The organism is Methylobacillus arboreus, from assembly GCF_020532725.1.
Classification (GTDB): domain Bacteria; phylum Pseudomonadota; class Gammaproteobacteria; order Burkholderiales; family Methylophilaceae; genus Methylobacillus; species Methylobacillus arboreus.
This window is the reverse complement of record NZ_JAJAVC010000003.1, coordinates 492015-505667: the sequence shown is the minus strand read 5'-3', so window position 1 is coordinate 505667 and position 13653 is coordinate 492015. Positions and strand designations below refer to the sequence as shown.

Sequence of the window (13653 nt, the reverse complement as noted above, 5' to 3'; positions counted from 1 at the left end):
TTTGGCCCAACGCATCCGTAGAATATGAAATGAACCGAATGCTTTTCCGCCAGCTTGCCACAACTGCACGCACCGCCCTGCTTGCCCTCGCATTGGCATGCAGCCTAACTGGGTGCATAGGCGGACCGATTGCGCAGCAGGTTGCTTCATCATTGCTGATGCGGGCTGCCGACAAGGCAACTTCTGACGCATATGACTCTTATCTAATCAAAGGCCCATCTGGCTCCATACCGTCATCGAACACGGCAGCCGTCATTCCCGGCCATAGCAGTGCACATACCGCTGCCATAGCGCAACAACCACAGCTTGATGAATATTGGGCAGCCTTTCTCAATGCAGGATTTACCGAAATCAAACCGACAGAGGAACCCCTGCCTGAAACTACATCGGCTTCAACACACAGCCCATCTCAATCCAACACAATCGCGACGAGCGAGCTTGTAGCGGTGGAAACCTGGAATCTGCTGCTCGGAGAGGAAAAACAAGTCATTCTGGAACAGGCACGGCTACGCGGCAACGATTTGCCGCCAATGCAAGAATGGTCGAGCTGGCAAGTGGCTGTCGGGGCATCCAGAACCACGCCACAATCGCCCGTCACGTTCCTTGTGCCACCCGATCTGGGCCGCATCGGCAGCGGCCAGGAATTACTGGTGGAAATATCCCTTCAAGGCGATCTGAATATTGCACGCTACCGCATGCAATCCAACCGCGCGTTGGCGCAGGCTGCCGGCCAGCCATCCTCCTCTAGCCAGCCCTGAGGCTAGCTTGCAGTCGCGCTATTGATCAAGGATCAATCAGGCCGGAACGCATGGCAATCAAGGCAATCTCGGCTGAGTTATTGGCATTGAGTTTTTGCTTGATGTTATAGAGATGCGTCCCCACAGTACGTGGAGATAAGGACAAAGTCTCGGCAATTTCATTGGTTGTCTTGCCCTTGGCCAATGCCATGAACACTTCAAACTCCCGGTCAGACAACACATCCACGGGGTTTTCCTGTCCAGAGATTTGCTGAATCGCCATTTGCTGCGCGACGTTGGCTTCGAGGTACATCTTGCCGCCAGCCACCGTGTGAATCGCCTTAATCAATTCCTCGGCAGCACTGCGCTTGGTGAGATAACCCATCGCCCCCGCATTAAGCACTCGCTTTGGATGCACGGAATCCTCATGCGCCGATAGTACCAGGATGCGCGCATGCTCATCCTTGGCCTTGATGCGGTCAATGGCTTCCAGGCCGCCAATGCCAGGCATGGTGATGTCCATCACCACCACATCGGGCTTGTGCTCCTGATAAAGCTTGATGCTCTGCTCGCCGCTCTCGGCCTCGGCAATCACCTGGATCGCCTGGTCGGATTCAAGCAGCAGCTTGAAACCCATGCGCACCACGGCATGGTCATCCACCAGCATTACCTTGATCGTTGCACTCATGATGTGATTTTCTCCGGAATCGTCACAGATATCGTGGAACCCTGATCTGGCAGAGACTCTATGCTAAAACTGCCATACAAGGCCTGGGTACGCTCCCGCATCCCTAGCAGCCCGAAATGGCGGCTCTGGTCCACATTACACATATTCATGCCGATGCCATTATCCTTGATCGAAAGCGTGAGCGTACCATTTTCATGCCTGGAAAGGCTGATATCAATGCGATTCGCCCGCGCATGGCGCAAGGCATTGGTCACGGACTCTTGCACGATGCGATAGAGATTGATATTGAGGCTCTCACCCAGCAAGTCCAACTTACCTTCCAGATGCAGGTTGAACTTGACGTCCGGGTTTTGCGCCTGCCAGCTTGCTACAGCATCCCGCAATGCCTCGGACAGGCCAAGGTTATCCAGCGACCCCGGCCTGAGGTGGCGAATGATATTGTGCATGCCGTCATAAATATGGTTGGCGGCCGACACAATGGTCTGTGCGCTGGCCTCAATCCCGGGCATTTCAGTCTTGGCCTTGTTGGCAATTGCCACGGCAAACGTCTTGATCGCCGTGACATATTGTCCCAACTCGTCATGCAGCTCGCGTGCCAGGCTGCGGCGCTCGTCTTCGATATGCCGCTGGATCAAATGAGTCAGTTGTCGGTTTTCCTCCAGCTTGCGCGCGGTTTCCTCTGCAAGCTTGCGTTCGGTAATATCCCGCATACTGCAAATCTCGCCAATAATCGCGCCGGTTTTCGGGTCCATCAACGGTGCGGCAGAAAGAGACACATCCAGCAACTTGCCGTCACGCGCCACGCGTTGCGTGTCGTAATGTTCCACCTGGCCTTTGGAGATGATGTCGGCCATGTTGCGCTCAAGCTCGCTTTCATGATCGGGCGGCATCAACAAGCTGGCTGACTTGCCGATGATATCCTCTGACGCATAGCCAAACATCCGTTGCGCCGCAGGGTTCCAGAATGAAATATTGCCATCAAGATCATGAATCATGATCGCATCAGCCGCCTGCTGCACAATCAACGCCAGGCGACGGTTTTCCTCCGTTCGGTCACGCAGGGATTCGCCCATCAGGTTGAAATTCTGCGCAATCCGTGAAAACTCCGGCACCCTGTACTTGGGCAGGCGCACGTCAAGATCACCCTGCTCCACCCTGGAAATCGCCTGCAGGATATCGTTTGCAGGCCTCAGCCATCGCCCCAGCATCCAATAGATCAAGACATTCAATACCACGAAAAATATAGTCTCGATCCATAACAGATTCTTGAACGCAGCCCAGGACTCCCGGATCGCCCCAGCTGCATCCGAAGCCACCACCAGCATGCCAAAACGGATACGGCGCGATACCACCTCCGGCTCCGGCTCGACCATGTGGGCAAACCAACCGGGAGGAGTCTCGTTAGCGCGATAAGTAGAAGGCGGCGACTGGTACATCAACTCACCCTGCGCGTTGTAAAGGAAAATCTCGCTACTGCGCACATGCCCGAGCGACTGCAAAAACGTATGCATCACATCATGCGTATAACCCCACTCCGGGTTCTGCCGCGAATTGATGATGACAGTATCAAGCAACTGCACCGTCACCCGCGTCGCCGCCTCCACACTCTCTTCCGTGGAGATGCGCATGCCCTTGATCACCACATAGCCCACCGCCACCATCAACAGCAGCAGCAGAGTGGTAATGAGGAGATTGAATCTGACACGTAAGCTCATAATAAATTATCCAATGGACTGCTCACCCCGCGCGCGCCCTTGTTCAATACATGGGTATACATCATTGTTGTCGAAACATCGCTGTGACCCAACAGCTCCTGCACAGTACGGATATCGTAACCGCCCTCAAGCAAATGGGTAGCGAAACTATGGCGAAACGTATGCGGCGTCGCATGCTTGGCGATACCGGCATCCACCACAGCCTGCCTCACCGCACGCTGAATCGCCTGATCCTGCACGTGGTGGCGCCTTGCCTGCCCTGCCTCACCATCTCGCGGATCAGTCGACAACCGCGCAGAAGGAAACACATACTGCCATCCCCATTCCCGGTTTGCATTCGGGTATTTGCGCTGCAATGCATAAGGCAGATATACCGAACCATATCCTGCCGCCAAATCCTGTTCGTGCAATACCTTTACCTTCTTCAAATGCTCCCGCAAAGGTTTCACCAACACCTGTGGCAACATCGTCACCCGGTCTTTAAATCCCTTGCCGTCCCGAATCAGAATCTCGCCACGGGCAAAATCCACATCCTTCACCCGCAAGCGCAACACCTCCAAAATCCGCATTCCCGTGCCATACAACAAACTGACAACCAGATGATGGGTCCCGCTCAAGCGCGCCAATACCTGCTGAACCTCCTCAACCGCCAGCACAACCGGCAATCGCCTGGGCGCTTTCGCACGCTCCACCTTGTCCAGCCAGGGCAACTCAACTCCCAATACCTCTTTATACAAAAACAACAATGCGCTTTTCGCCTGATTCTGCGTTGAAGCAGCCACCTTGCCTTCAACTGCAAGATAAGTTAAAAACTGCTCAACCTCGGCAGCACCCAACTCCCGCGGATGCCGCTTGCCAAAATGCAAAATGTACCGTTTAATCCAGTCAACATAAGCCTGCTCAGTGCGGATGCTGTAATGCTTGAGGCGGATTTTACCCCGCACCTGATCGAGCAGTTTTGGCGATGAATTGTTTGACGGATGCATTTTTAAAATTTAGGCCGCACTAAAAAATACTAACTTAATGATTACACTATACATTAAATTAAATATCATCAACCAAAAAACCCATTTGACGGAAAATAAAGCGTCAAATAGGATGGCTACTTTACGTTAGCCATTACTCGAGATCATGAACCGTCTACTTGAGATTGGATTTCAGCCCGCTGGTCACTGGTTCCTAGCCGAAGGAAAACTAAAGTTCGACCTCACTCGAAATGCGACGCAGACGAATATCCTCTACGCTTTTGTATGCGATGCAGAAGTGATGTATGTGGGCAAAACTATCCGAACGCTTGCAGCCAGAATGGCAGGCTACAAAACACCGGGAAAAACTCAGACGACGAACATAAATAACAACCAAAGAATCATTGAATTACTTGAGCATGGAGCGGTCATTGAAATACTTGCATTACCTGACAACGGCCTTCTACACTACGGGAAATTTCATATCAATCTCGCCGCCGCACTTGAGGATGACATCATTCGCAAGCTCGATCCACCATGGAATGGTGGCAAGCCCGAAAAGATTACGGATTCAGAAACCGAATCTCCGCATATTCTGCAGGAATTGACCTCCACTCCTGCAGAAAATTTTAGCTTCATCCTACAGCCCACATACTACCGCTCAGGGTTCTTCAATGTAGGAGTATCCTCTCAGAAGTATATTGGTGCTGACGGCGAGACGATAGAGATATTCTTGGGTCAAGCTATCTCACCGATTCTTGGCACAATAAACCGCAGAGCTAATACCAATGGCACACCCAGAATTATGGGAGGCACAGCAGTGCGAAATTGGTTTCAGAAGAATGCAAAAGCCATGGACCGTATTGGCGTCCAAGTTCTTTCTCCAAATTCTATACGCCTATCAATAAACGGCTAACCAATCAATCAACCGGACTTGCCTTCGGCAAGCCGGTTATCTCAAACGTTAGAACTAGGGAGCACAAATGAGCCAACCTGAACAAGAAAATCAATCATCATCCCGTTGGTGGGAGTTTTACGCTGTCCGATATGGAATGGGTAGCGTTGTAGGTGCTGTTATTTTTTTCTTCTTATGCAACACAAACCCCATTCTTAAGCCGATGCTGTTCGGTGCGGAAGCTGGAAAAATTGATGGCACTTTGCTTGCATTGCTTGCAGGCTATGGCTTAGCTTATTGCTACATTGCAAGTGCCCCTATATTGGTTTTCCATGTCGGTAGATTCTTGCTCGATATAGGCAAAAATGCTAAAGCCCCTTATTGGCGAGTGGCACTCTTACTTATACCGCCTGTGATAGCAACCGCGGTTTTTTTCTTTACTCGGTCAATGTCTGGCGTAGTCCTTTACTTTTACTCTTTGGTGTTTGCGCTCGCTTCTCTTGTTCTCTGGCCGCAATATATCGCTATTATTGCCACTCTCCTAAAAAGCAAAGAATTATTAATTTTCTACCAAAAACTTGCAAACAAACGTAGTGCAGCCAAAGGTGGGATTGTAGATTCTTATAAGCATATGCGAGAACACGGCAACTCGTTCTCTATTGTCGTTCTCGAAATAGTGCTAGGAATTGTCTTGTTTACCGCTGGTAACTTTGAAACATTTTCAACTGGCGTAGTGTCGTCATCAAAAGAAATTTACGTGCTTCCATATGTAATGATTATTTTGGCTTGGATACTTCCCGCTTCATCAGTTTGGTTGGTAGGCACATTATTTGAGCGTCAGTTTAGTGGGGTGTAGTTCTAACCCATCATTCAAGCGGGACGCCTAACGGCGCCCCTTAATTCAAACGTTAGAGCGCACATGGACGTATCCGCACCCCAAGAACTGATCAGCTACTACTCATCCGGCAAGCCGCTAGTTTGCGAGCTGGACGCCGATCCTTACCTTTGCGAATTTTGGCCGCTCAGCGAGCTTGTCACTTACAACCAGGAGTACGAGGTTCCCAAGTACGCTCCGGGCTTCTTCGGGTTCGCTACAAGCGGCGGCGGCGAAATGTTTGCAATCTCGCCCAGCGGCTCCGTCGTGCATCTTCCCTTCATTGGCATGGCACCATCGGCCGCACTTACACTTGCTCCTACGTGGAGCGCATTCGAGGCGCAACTTCGTGGTGCGCTCTAACCAGTCGTCCAAGCGGACGCGCGTACCGCGCGCCGCTTAACTCCAGCGTTAGGCATATCCTTCCAACATGGCTGATTTCCCACTTCTAGTTAATTTTTCCGTCGTTAGCGTAAGCGTATCGGACGAAATAACAATATCAAACGCACTACCTACTACGAGACGCCGCCTCTCGCTCGTTCTTCGCGCTCGAATAGATACTGAAATTCAGTTGTCATCTGGCGAGTTACTGGAATCTATGGATATCCACCTCAGCCTTGTGGCGGGATTGGCATCTGCTCAAGAATTGGCCACTGAGTTAACTGAAGAAGACATAGGATTTCTAATCCACACTACCTCTACGTACGAGCCACCTTTCATTCATGGTGCTGTGCTATGGCCAGACGTACTTTTGCCATATCACTTGTTAGCCAAAGGTCTCCGAGCAAATGTGCTGCTTACTATTTCTTCATTGCCGCAGCTACTTAATCACGAAGAACCACATGTCTGGCAATCAGGTCGTAAGGAGCTGCTCCGTATATCTAGCTACTCCATTGGTTGTGCCAACGATTCGGCCCATGAACACTCTGTCTAACCCTTCGGTCAAGTGGGGTGCTCCGCCGACAAGTCGGCTCCGTACCCCTTACCTCAAACGTTAGAACTGATCATGACGCCTGAGAGAATTTTTGCGGCAGAGTCATTTGGTGCGGAGCTTCACGAACTCACGAATGAAATAGAGATATTGTCGACGATAAAGAACCGAACCGCATCAGCCTGCTTTGGTATCGCCCAAGACCATCACGCTGCAATTGTGTTCCTGATGAAGAACACCTTTTATTCCTCTAGCTTTGCGTTGCTGCGCTCGCTTTTCGAGGCCTACCTGCGGGGCCTTTGGCTAAAGCATTGCGCAACCGAGGAGCAAGCAAACGATTTTTTCAAAGGCGCGGAACCCTCTAAAACGATGGTTGCCGAGATAGAAGCAATCCCAGATTTCTCTGATGGTATTTTATCTCGCATAAAAAAAGAAAACTGGGGCTTCATGTGCGCCTTTACACACACAGGGGGTCTGCATCTTCAACGCTGGCAATCACCCGACGCAGTCGAGCCAAAATTTGATGATGAAGAGCTTGAAGAGTGTCTAAACTGCGCCGAACTGTTCGGGGCTATGGCTGGCTTGGAGCAGGTGCAACTTAGAAAGTCTGGTGACACTGGTGCGAACGTCTTACAGTTAATACAAAAGAGATGGCCGTGAAAAGTTCTAACCCATCATTCAAGCGGGACTGGCTAAGCCAGCCCCTTAATTCAAACGTTATGCATGCTCAAGGAAAAACTGTGGGTCTAAAAATACATTCAATTGCTGAAATACCCGAGAATGTTTCTCGCAGTTACTATTTATACGTCCTTGATTATTACAATTGGGACGAACCAATTGCTAACACCCTCCGAGCAAATTTTGATCGTATGGCTGAATTTGCTTCAAAAAATGACGCTGTGGTAATTCAGCCATTGGGGGAAAGTCACTTTTATTCCGAACTGCTGTCATGGGAAAGTATTAACGGCATTAAACCCGAAGAGCTTCTTCCAGCTATTCTTGTAACAACAATCCATCCGAAGTATTTTTTAGAGCGTGACAACAAGCAGTGTCGCGGTGAGCCAATACCTGAAGATAAACTTATTTTTCTAAAACTAAAAGACACATGTAAACAACCATCAGATGTTGTGGCACTGATAGAGAAAATATTTACTGATATTAGAAACAAAAAAGAAATAAGCAATTTTCAAGTTGCAAAAAAACAAAACGCTGGGGTTGGCAGGGCATTAGTTGACGCACTAATTCTTGAGCCGAATTTTTCGGGTATTGGTGTTGATTTAAAGAAGCTGTTCTCAAGGTCTAATTAAACAATGCATAACCCATCCATCAAGCGGGACTTGCTATCGCAAGCCCCTTATCTCATGCGTTAGGCCGCTCTGCAAATGCGCTCGCAATCCGAAATCCTCAGAGACATCGCCCAATTCGAACCAGCAGACGGGGTATGGTTGCCGCTGGATGATCTTCTCAATGAGCTTTGGGCGCTAGGTCAGCTGCCAATCGACGTGCTGCCTATGCTCTTTGGAGTCTTTGAGAGATTCCCGGAGGAGGATGGCGCTGGGGTGTTCTGGTCAATCGTCCACGGAGTCGAAGCCCTTCCATACAGCTACGGGCCCTTGCTCCGGGAATCGTATAGCCGGGCACCGTCAGAGATGGGCAAGGTAATGCTAACCAGGCTCGCCAACTCACCGGGCGCGGCCTAACAATTCATTCAAGCCGACGCCGCTTCGCGGCGCGGCTTAATTCAGGCGTTAGGCATACGTAGTTCGACATGGTAAGTGATGAGCGCTAGAATTGCCCCATTGGTTCTGAATGGAGTCCAGATCATGAATACTCAACTCTTGCAGCAAGCTCGTGTGCTCGACATTGACGAGCAAATCGAACTGGTTGAAGCCATCTGGGATGGCATTGTTAGCCGTGGTGCCGCGCCATCGTTGACCGAAGCGCAGAAAACGGAACTTGACCGCCGCCTCGCAGACCACCGTGCCAACCCCGATGATGTAGTTCCCTGGAATGAAGTAAAGGCTGCCGCTCTTGCCAAAATCAGGCAATGAGTTTGCCCGTTACTTTCCATCGTGCCGCCAGTACAGAGTTCATCGAAGCAAGTGCGTGGTATGAAACCAAGCGAGTTGGTCTTGCTCTTGAGTTCATTGCTGAGATTGACCGCTGTGTATCGCTGGCATCTAAACACCCTCTCCAGTTTGCCATTGTTCGCGAGGACGTTCGACGCGTCGTTGCAAATCGTTTCCCGTACAGTGTTTATTTTCGCGAAGAAAAACATCGCATTGTTGTCCTCGCAGTATTTCATGGCAGCAGAGACCCTGCCATTTGGCAAGCAAGAGCCTAACCCTACGTTCAACCTGGACTCCGCAAAAGCGCGGAGCCGGTTAACTCCACGTTATGTGTATCGAAAAACCGATTCTGAACCACTTAGGAGAATTTTATGAGCACGTATATTCTGACCGTGGCTTGGGTGCTAAGTAACATTTTTTGTATTTATATTGCGAAAATTCGCCATGTAAACCCGACTTTAACTTGGAGGCTGTTCGCGGTTATTTTGGGGCCGTTGGCAATACCATTGGTTTTTTTTGCAAAGCCAGAGAAACCGGTCGAGACCAGTTAAGAACCTGTGGGCAGACACATAACCAAGCGCTCCAGCCGACGTGCTTCGCACGCGGTTTGGCTTCGGCGTTGGGCTTAAAGGAGAAGCTCTTGAAGAGAAAGTTCGTACAAGCGCTCATGGCTGCTGGAGCCAGCTTGTTCTTCATTCACGCATTCTTGTCTCTTTCCTCGTATGCGTGGCAAGATGTTGCGTCCGGTTTAGGTGTGGCATGTATCTTTGTCGCATTGGCACTGTGGCCAGATATTCTGCTTAAGCCAGTCACATTTCGACTAAACGAGCTACAAGCGCCGCCAGCCACTTCCCTTGGTTCAGCCTTTGTCGGTATCGGCTTTTTTGCGATTGCGGGAGTCTTTAAATGGTTGCTGTGAGCAGCGGCCCAACTAGGCGCCCCAGCCGACGGTCAGGGCGATAGCGTTGTTCTTCGTTGCTCCGCTAAAGTTGTTTGACAGGCTCCGGACTGCTTGCCGTATCGCAGTTTGCCGGTTAAGTTTTAATTTGCGCGTTGATGCCGCTGTTCATGTCAGCCAGTGCGGAAATGCGCGGTTCTATGCCATATGCGATAGGTGATTTATGCGAAGCTTGCTTGATTTTAGTTCTGGCTCGGCAATTCTGACGACCTTGCTGATCCTGGCCCTGATGTCTGTGATAATGGTCGGCATCCGTCTTATTTTCATGCAGACTTTTCAGCGCTGGCGTGAGCGTGAAAACCGTCAGATCAACGAACGATTAAAGGTGCTTATCGCAGCCTACAAAGTGCTGGGAGGTTCCTTTACTGGTGAACTGGCCGTTGATCCTGCCCATTTGCGTGATTTGCGGCAGTCTGTTGGCGCAGTGGATGATTTGAGCGCCATTGCCAGCGCTTCCGAGCGCCGCAGGCGTATCCGCGATGCTGTTGAAACGGCATTGTCAGATATTGTTTTACTGGGCACGGAAGAACAGGTTCGGCTGGCGGCGCAGGCTGCTAACGATATGGTGGCAGGGAAAAATATCGAAACTGCCGCACTGGTGGTTTCATTGCGTAATTTTATTCGTCAGTCCCTGGATTTAACACCAATTCCGGCAGGTATCACAATCCCTAATCAAGGGCCAATACGCGTTATTACAGGCAGCAACAATAGCAAACGAAGCGGCGAGCCTAGTGGCAAAGGGGGCGGTGGGAATGACGGCGGCGGTGCTTCTGGCGGTATTGCACTGACAGGTAGCAGCCAGATAAGCGACACACCCTGAATCAGTATTGTTCATGCTGAAAAGTGTCATCACAATATTAAAAACTGGCGTGTCGACTATATAGCCAAACAGGAGATTCGATTCTTGAATCATGGAGAGACACATGGCAACTGACAACATCGTTAAAGGCCCGGCTTCTTACTTCCCATCCATTGAGAAGACCTATGGGAAACCTGTTACCCACTGGTTCAAGGTTCTCGACTCTCTCAAGGACAAGAAGCACATGGAGCAAGTCGCCTTTCTCAAGGAACAACATAAGATCAGGCACGGTCATGCGAATGCGCTTGTAGCATTCCATCGGTCTCAACATGAAGCCTAAGCACGTATTCAAGCCGATGTCACTTTCGTGGCACGGCTTCATACGCAGGCATTAGAGACTCAGAAATGACACCAACGAAATCCTGCCCCGTAGTGCTGCGCAATGGCGTACGGGATTAAAGCTCTTTAGTGAGGTCATGCTGGAACACAGGAACCATCCATTGTTTCTTGCGTTCCAGCCACATTTCAAAGAGTTCATGAAAGAACTCAAAAAAGGCTCAAAAGATACCTGACATTTCACCCATCCCGGACGCGCTGAAGCACGTCGGTTATGTGGGGCGCCTGCCAGAAACTGGATTGCTGGAGCACGATGCTCTTTATAGAAAGACGGAGCAGCCATATATCTTTTGCGATTGGAGACCACCGCATATCTATGGGAGGGAAACCTTGTGTCTGATAGCCAAGTTGCCGATTTTGGGCGGGATATGCTGGAAATCCCATCATGACATGCTCGGGTTTTGCGGTGTGTGCTTAAGGCCTATAATCTCGTCATGGCGAATAAACATAAAGAAATTTTCAATCTTGGCATTGCCACTATCGTTGGCACAATAGTCGGCCTTAGCCTGGAAAACCTGGCCCTAGGTGCCATCACCGGCATTGCAGTAGGCATTGTGCTTTCAATCATCAACAAGCCAAATTAATCGCTTCAAGGTGAATGTGCCCTCCTTCTTATCACAGGATCATGTTATGAACCTGATGAATGTACCATGATGGTTTTCCAGATAAATTATGCATTGCTGCTGCGTGGCATAGCAGCCTGACCATTGGAGAAAACAGGAATGCCTCTTAGCGACCAGCAGAAAATCGATCTGTTTGACCGTATCTGGCAGGAGTATGTCAGCACCCATGGCTTGGGTGGCATGTCAAAAAGTGACTTCGATGCGCTTTTGCTCTGGGAATATGCACAAGCCATGCAGACTGCTGACACATTCCACCTGAGCTCTGTATTCCGCATACGCGAATCCCGCGCCAAGAGCCTGCTTGAAAGCGCGGCAATCAAGTTTAGCCAACTGACAGAGGCCGAGGCATGGTCGCAACTTCTCAGCGCACTTGCGGGCGTGCATTATCACGTTGAGAGCCTGGAAAAAGGCCAGATGCGCTTTCACCTCAAGACACCATTGCTATTCCGCTATTTGCAAAACCAGGCGCGGCTTGCTGATGACAGCCTCATTTTCAACAGCACTTCAGAGTATGTGATCGGCAATCTCGCCACGCTCTACCGCATCCTGGATGCCTGTTGGGAAGAGCAGGCTTTTGGATCCAATTGGCAAGGCAAACAGCTGGAGCAGGCACGTAAAAATATCCGCAATATCATTGGCCGTATAGGAAGCCAGATTGCAGAAAACAACCTGGAAGAACTCAAGTCAATGAAGAAGTCACGCCTGCCAATGATGCTGGAACATGGCAGCAAACTCGCGAGCATCGGTGGATTCATCAAGGAACTGCTTGGCACATCTTCGTAACCGCCTTAATTTTTTCACCCACTATTCTGTAATTCAATAAGCCTGTGGCTTGTCCACAGCATTTGAAGCCATATCCATAACTCACTTCCACTTCAGGATATTAGGATAAGGATTAGGTTTCAAAGTTGCCAGTGCAATAACATTGATACATCCCTGCGCACAGTGCCTCAGTAGAAATCACCCCTACATCATTCGATTGCTGAAAAACACTCTAAAAATTATATCAATATCCACAATGTAAAACTGGTTGACATCCTAACTAAAATTGACATAATACGAATAATTCTTATTTTTATAACGAAATAAGAAACTTCCAGTACAGGATTGCGCTCCTTGCACGCTGACTGGCAAGTAAGGTCCGGGCATTCATTGGGAATGCCTGAATTTGTCATTATCCAAACTTAGGGAAACTAAAAAATGAACTTGAAATCCGTTCAAATGGTATTAGTAGGCGCTAGCCTGTTTGCAATGGCCGGCTTGGCTCAAGCGAATGCAACCCATGATAGCTTTATCGACGTTGCAGGTTCCGTATCCTTCGATGGCTGGAACCAGCTTAACCGTAACCGTTTAGATGCAGATGGCAATGCTGATCCGCTGACTTCCGCACAATTGGCTGCCGGCACTGCCGGTAACGTAGCTGGTTCTGGCGACGCATTGCTGACATTGCTGTCCGGTTCCTACTATCCCGCAGGTGCTGGTCTTTATGGTAGCAACAATGCGCTGACATTCACCGACAACACCATTGCCAGCGACATTAGCTCCATTGCTTTCCAAGGCATTATCAACGATTTCGATGGTTCCTTTGGCGGTACTCCATTCTCACTGACCTTGAGCTACAACGGTGGTGATCAAGATATTGCTGGCACACTGGTGAATTTCGTTGATACCGGCACTGCTGCTGATTACTACTACTACACTTGGGACCTGAGCGGCATTTCCACCCCAATCAGTTCCTACACCCTCAACTTCGACATCGGCTTCTCCCAATCCTTGGCTTTCCAAGTTGACCAAGTTGCTGCTGTACCTGAGCCAGAAACCTATGCAATGCTGTTGCTGGGTCTAGGCGCAATCGGCTTTGCAGCTCGTCGCCGCAGTAAGTTTAATTAATAGATTTCATTAAGCTAAAAAGAAGCACTGCTAGCGCATGCTAGTAGTGCTTCAATTATTTCTAACCATTAATTCTTCTAGCCAGTTAACAAACCTGTTATATCCATAATTAT

General features: G+C 49.7%; 18 protein-coding genes. 15 read left to right on the top strand and 3 right to left on the bottom strand.

From position 1 onward, the window contains the following. Positions 1 to 29: 29 nt before the first annotated feature. Positions 30 to 758, top strand: coding sequence for a hypothetical protein (locus tag LG198_RS02370; RefSeq protein ID WP_230341568.1), 729 nt, complete (start codon positions 30 to 32; stop codon positions 756 to 758). A gap of 25 nt (positions 759 to 783) precedes the next feature. On the opposite strand, the gene LG198_RS02365 is transcribed toward LG198_RS02370, so the two are convergent. Genes LG198_RS02365 through LG198_RS02355 form a run of 3 tightly spaced genes read right to left on the bottom strand, consistent with a single transcriptional unit; the run spans position 784 to position 4126 of the window. Then, positions 784 to 1425, bottom strand: a complete 642-nt coding sequence (locus LG198_RS02365; RefSeq protein ID WP_230341567.1) for a response regulator — start codon at positions 1423 to 1425, stop codon at positions 784 to 786. Then, positions 1422 to 3140 (bottom strand): PAS domain S-box protein, encoded by a 1719-nt coding sequence (locus LG198_RS02360; RefSeq protein WP_230341566.1) that lies wholly within the window; start codon positions 3138 to 3140, stop codon positions 1422 to 1424. Before LG198_RS02360 ends, LG198_RS02365 begins: the two co-directional genes overlap by 4 nt. After that, positions 3137 to 4126, bottom strand: coding sequence for an integron integrase (locus LG198_RS02355; RefSeq protein WP_230341565.1), 990 nt, complete (start codon positions 4124 to 4126; stop codon positions 3137 to 3139). Before LG198_RS02355 ends, LG198_RS02360 begins: the two co-directional genes overlap by 4 nt. A gap of 145 nt (positions 4127 to 4271) precedes the next feature. Here LG198_RS02355 and LG198_RS02350 point away from each other — a divergent pair, with 145 nt between their 5' ends. The 14 genes from LG198_RS02350 (at position 4272) to LG198_RS02290 (ending at position 13540) form a co-directional block, all read left to right on the top strand. Beyond that, positions 4272 to 5021: a GIY-YIG nuclease family protein gene (locus tag LG198_RS02350; RefSeq protein ID WP_230341564.1), complete on the top strand. Its 750-nt coding sequence runs from the start codon at positions 4272 to 4274 to the stop codon at positions 5019 to 5021. A 67-nt stretch (positions 5022 to 5088) separates the two neighbouring features. Continuing rightward, on the top strand, positions 5089 to 5856 hold the full coding sequence (locus LG198_RS02345) for a hypothetical protein (protein ID WP_230341563.1): 768 nt from the start codon (positions 5089 to 5091) through the stop codon (positions 5854 to 5856). Between the two features lie 63 nt (positions 5857 to 5919). Continuing rightward, positions 5920 to 6237, top strand: coding sequence for a hypothetical protein (locus tag LG198_RS02340; protein WP_230341562.1), 318 nt, complete (start codon positions 5920 to 5922; stop codon positions 6235 to 6237). A gap of 643 nt (positions 6238 to 6880) precedes the next feature. Continuing rightward, on the top strand, positions 6881 to 7465 hold the full coding sequence (locus LG198_RS02335) for a DUF6988 family protein (RefSeq protein ID WP_230341561.1): 585 nt from the start codon (positions 6881 to 6883) through the stop codon (positions 7463 to 7465). Further along, positions 7462 to 8112, top strand: coding sequence for a hypothetical protein (locus tag LG198_RS02330; protein ID WP_230341560.1), 651 nt, complete (start codon positions 7462 to 7464; stop codon positions 8110 to 8112). Before LG198_RS02335 ends, LG198_RS02330 begins: the two co-directional genes overlap by 4 nt. Before the next feature lie 516 nt (positions 8113 to 8628). Beyond that, positions 8629 to 8856 carry an addiction module protein gene (locus tag LG198_RS02325; RefSeq protein ID WP_230341559.1) on the top strand — a complete coding sequence of 76 codons (228 nt, stop codon included), beginning with the start codon at positions 8629 to 8631 and terminating at the stop codon, positions 8854 to 8856. Then, positions 8853 to 9149 carry a type II toxin-antitoxin system RelE/ParE family toxin gene (locus tag LG198_RS02320; protein ID WP_230341558.1) on the top strand — a complete coding sequence of 99 codons (297 nt, stop codon included), beginning with the start codon at positions 8853 to 8855 and terminating at the stop codon, positions 9147 to 9149. Before LG198_RS02325 ends, LG198_RS02320 begins: the two co-directional genes overlap by 4 nt. A gap of 365 nt (positions 9150 to 9514) precedes the next feature. Next, positions 9515 to 9793, top strand: a complete 279-nt coding sequence (locus LG198_RS02315) for a hypothetical protein (RefSeq protein ID WP_230341557.1) — start codon at positions 9515 to 9517, stop codon at positions 9791 to 9793. Between the two features lie 250 nt (positions 9794 to 10043). Further along, on the top strand, positions 10044 to 10652 hold the full coding sequence (locus tag LG198_RS02310; protein WP_230341556.1) for a hypothetical protein: 609 nt from the start codon (positions 10044 to 10046) through the stop codon (positions 10650 to 10652). A gap of 103 nt (positions 10653 to 10755) precedes the next feature. After that, positions 10756 to 10971, top strand: a complete 216-nt coding sequence (locus LG198_RS02305) for a DUF4287 domain-containing protein (protein WP_230341555.1) — start codon at positions 10756 to 10758, stop codon at positions 10969 to 10971. Positions 10972 to 11050: 79 nt separating this feature from the next. Beyond that, complete coding sequence (locus tag LG198_RS14400) at positions 11051 to 11203, top strand: DUF3861 family protein (RefSeq protein WP_407659136.1); 153 nt, start codon at positions 11051 to 11053, stop codon at positions 11201 to 11203. A gap of 258 nt (positions 11204 to 11461) precedes the next feature. Continuing rightward, a complete protein-coding gene (locus LG198_RS02300; RefSeq protein ID WP_230341554.1) occupies positions 11462 to 11611 on the top strand; it encodes a hypothetical protein in 150 nt (49 codons plus the stop codon). Between the two features lie 138 nt (positions 11612 to 11749). After that, positions 11750 to 12433 (top strand): hypothetical protein, encoded by a 684-nt coding sequence (locus LG198_RS02295; protein ID WP_230341553.1) that lies wholly within the window; start codon positions 11750 to 11752, stop codon positions 12431 to 12433. A gap of 417 nt (positions 12434 to 12850) precedes the next feature. Then, positions 12851 to 13540, top strand: coding sequence for a PEP-CTERM sorting domain-containing protein (locus LG198_RS02290; protein WP_230341552.1), 690 nt, complete (start codon positions 12851 to 12853; stop codon positions 13538 to 13540). Positions 13541 to 13653 lie beyond the last annotated feature (113 nt).

What these genes read in the sequence shown, in the direction of transcription:
- LG198_RS02360 (WP_230341566.1), bottom strand. Translation starts at nt 3,140, where the DNA reads ATGAGCTTACGTGTCAGATTCAATCTCCTCATTACCACTCTGCTGCTG.
- LG198_RS02305 (WP_230341555.1), top strand. Translation starts at nt 10,756, where the DNA reads ATGGCAACTGACAACATCGTTAAAGGCCCGGCTTCTTACTTCCCATCC.
- LG198_RS02300 (WP_230341554.1), top strand. Translation starts at nt 11,462, where the DNA reads ATGGCGAATAAACATAAAGAAATTTTCAATCTTGGCATTGCCACTATC.
- LG198_RS02355 (WP_230341565.1), bottom strand. Translation starts at nt 4,126, where the DNA reads ATGCATCCGTCAAACAATTCATCGCCAAAACTGCTCGATCAGGTGCGG.
- LG198_RS02370 (WP_230341568.1), top strand. Translation starts at nt 30, where the DNA reads ATGAACCGAATGCTTTTCCGCCAGCTTGCCACAACTGCACGCACCGCC.
- LG198_RS02320 (WP_230341558.1), top strand. Translation starts at nt 8,853, where the DNA reads ATGAGTTTGCCCGTTACTTTCCATCGTGCCGCCAGTACAGAGTTCATC.
- LG198_RS02290 (WP_230341552.1), top strand. Translation starts at nt 12,851, where the DNA reads ATGAACTTGAAATCCGTTCAAATGGTATTAGTAGGCGCTAGCCTGTTT.
- LG198_RS02365 (WP_230341567.1), bottom strand. Translation starts at nt 1,425, where the DNA reads ATGAGTGCAACGATCAAGGTAATGCTGGTGGATGACCATGCCGTGGTG.
- LG198_RS02335 (WP_230341561.1), top strand. Translation starts at nt 6,881, where the DNA reads ATGACGCCTGAGAGAATTTTTGCGGCAGAGTCATTTGGTGCGGAGCTT.
- LG198_RS02325 (WP_230341559.1), top strand. Translation starts at nt 8,629, where the DNA reads ATGAATACTCAACTCTTGCAGCAAGCTCGTGTGCTCGACATTGACGAG.
- LG198_RS02350 (WP_230341564.1), top strand. Translation starts at nt 4,272, where the DNA reads ATGAACCGTCTACTTGAGATTGGATTTCAGCCCGCTGGTCACTGGTTC.
- LG198_RS02345 (WP_230341563.1), top strand. Translation starts at nt 5,089, where the DNA reads ATGAGCCAACCTGAACAAGAAAATCAATCATCATCCCGTTGGTGGGAG.
- LG198_RS02340 (WP_230341562.1), top strand. Translation starts at nt 5,920, where the DNA reads ATGGACGTATCCGCACCCCAAGAACTGATCAGCTACTACTCATCCGGC.
- LG198_RS02295 (WP_230341553.1), top strand. Translation starts at nt 11,750, where the DNA reads ATGCCTCTTAGCGACCAGCAGAAAATCGATCTGTTTGACCGTATCTGG.